Below are 2075 nucleotides of genomic sequence, written 5' to 3' on the forward strand. Positions count from 1 at the left end.
TCCCCGGCCGCATGCGCACTGCATCAAGGCCTTCCAGTACCTGTATGCTGCTGACACTGTAAGTTTGCCCCATTACAACCCTCCTGTAAAGAACATATGTTCGATTTTGAATACTATTATATCATTCTTTTATCTATATTGCAAAACCATATGCCACATATATGCCCCTCGGGCTTCATCTTCCCTGGACATTTACCTCAACTCGAGCCCCTTTGGCGTCATCCCACCACATAGGACAATACCTTGCCTATGCTGTCGTGTATAACTATGTTGGCCTTATAATCATAAGGCGTTGACGTTTTGTTGATGAGTATCAGCTTATTGCCTCTATAATAGTCCACCAGCCCGGCAGCAGGATATACCACCAGGGAAGTACCTCCCACTATCAGCACATCGGCATTGGAAACGTAGTGCATGGCCTTATACAGTACGTCCATGTCCAGGCTCTCTTCGTAGAGCACCACGTCAGGCCTTACCATCCCGCCACACTTTTCGCATTTGGGAACCAGTTCTTTGCTGTCCATCACATAATCCAGGTCGTAATTCTGTCCACATTTCATGCAGTAATTCCTATGTATGGAGCCATGAAGTTCCAGCACGTTTTTGCTTCCCGCCATCTGATGCAGCCCATCTATGTTCTGGGTTATGACCGCTTTGAGCTTCCCCTGCTCTTCCAACTTTGCCAAGGCGATGTGTGCCGCGTTGGGCTTTGCATCCCTGTACACCATCTTGCTCTTGTAAAACTCAAAAAACTCTTCAGGATGCCTAATAAAAAAGCTATGGCTCAGCATCACCTCTGGGGGGTATGACGTCTTTTGGCTAGTGCTATATAGCCCCGACGCGCTTCTGAAATCAGGTATGTTGCTCTCAGTAGATACCCCCGCTCCGCCAAAGAAGACTATATTATCGCTCCCCTCAACAATTTTTTTGAGCTCCTCCAACTTTTTAGATTCATCCACGGCACCTCACCCTTTCTAAAGAAAAAGGATTTAAGACCTCTTAACATATGTATTATAGCATCTTGCTGCACATTTTACCATAAACGCCATTAAATCGGTAAAATAAAAAGGGATTTTCATCAAAGAAAATCCCCTTTACCGCGCTGATAACCATCCTATTTCTCCAGGTAGAGTATGCCTACCGTGCCGGGGCCACAATGGCTTGATATAACCGCGCCTGCTGAGGTTATGCATACTTCTTTTGGATTGAGCTCGTTTTTCAGCTTCTCAGCAAGGTATTCCGCCCCTTCCGGGTAATCGGAATGTGTGACGAATATCCTCTCCAGGTCAATGTTCTTCCCGTCTCCTACGTGATCTGCATAGAATAAATCCAGCACTTTCTTGTCCTTGCCCCTGTACTTTTCCCCTACAATCATTCCCCCATCCTTTACTATAATCTGGGGCTTGATCTTTAACAGAGTTCCTGCAATCATCTGAAGGGAGGTACACCTTCCTCCCATGTGGAGGTATTTAAGGGTGCTTATAACAAAACTGGTGCGCACTTTGGGTACCAGCGCGTTTATCTTTTCTACTATTTCCTGTGCTTCCATACCTTGCATGGCCAACTCTGCCGCTTTGATAGCCAGCAGCCCAATCCCGGTGGACAGATTTTGAGAATCGACTACGTATACCCTGCCCGGTTCAAATTCGTTGGCTGCAATGGAAGCATTTTGAACAGTTGCCGATAGCCTGGACGAAATTCCTACAAAAATGACATCATAACCTTGCTCTATCCATGGCTCAAAAGCATTAACAAAGTCCTGTATAGGTGCTGCAGCCGTCTTGGGCAAAGTCTGAAACTCTTCCACCATTTTGTAAAGCTGTGCAGTAGTTATATCCACTCCATCTCGATAGCTGTTATCTCCCATGGTCACGTAAAGGGGAATCACTGAAATATTAAAAGCCTCAAGCTGCTGGGGAGAAAGGTCGGCCGTGCTATCGACAAATACCTTAACCCTGTTCACTAAACAACCTCCTTTACATGGTTTTTACCAAAAATAAAAAATCCATACTTTGTACATAAAATATATTCTACGTAACTATAAAAAATCCTTTAAAAAGTAAAAGGACCTTTTA

At 44.9% G+C, this 2075-nt stretch carries 2 protein-coding genes; both read right to left on the minus strand.

Annotation, left to right across the window (positions count from 1 at the left end):
* Positions 1-218: 218 nt before the first annotated feature.
* Positions 219-959 (minus strand): NAD-dependent protein deacylase, encoded by a 741-nt coding sequence (locus FWJ59_RS09440; protein ID WP_414481676.1) that lies wholly within the window; start codon positions 957-959, stop codon positions 219-221.
* 155 nt (positions 960-1114) lie between these two features.
* Positions 1115-1963: a DegV family protein gene (locus FWJ59_RS09445; protein ID WP_414481677.1), complete on the minus strand. Its 849-nt coding sequence runs from the start codon at positions 1961-1963 to the stop codon at positions 1115-1117.
* Between the last annotated feature and the right edge of the window lie 112 nt (positions 1964-2075).

This window comes from Caldicoprobacter sp., from assembly GCF_047459465.1.
Taxonomy (GTDB): domain Bacteria; phylum Bacillota; class Clostridia; order Caldicoprobacterales; family Caldicoprobacteraceae; genus Caldicoprobacter.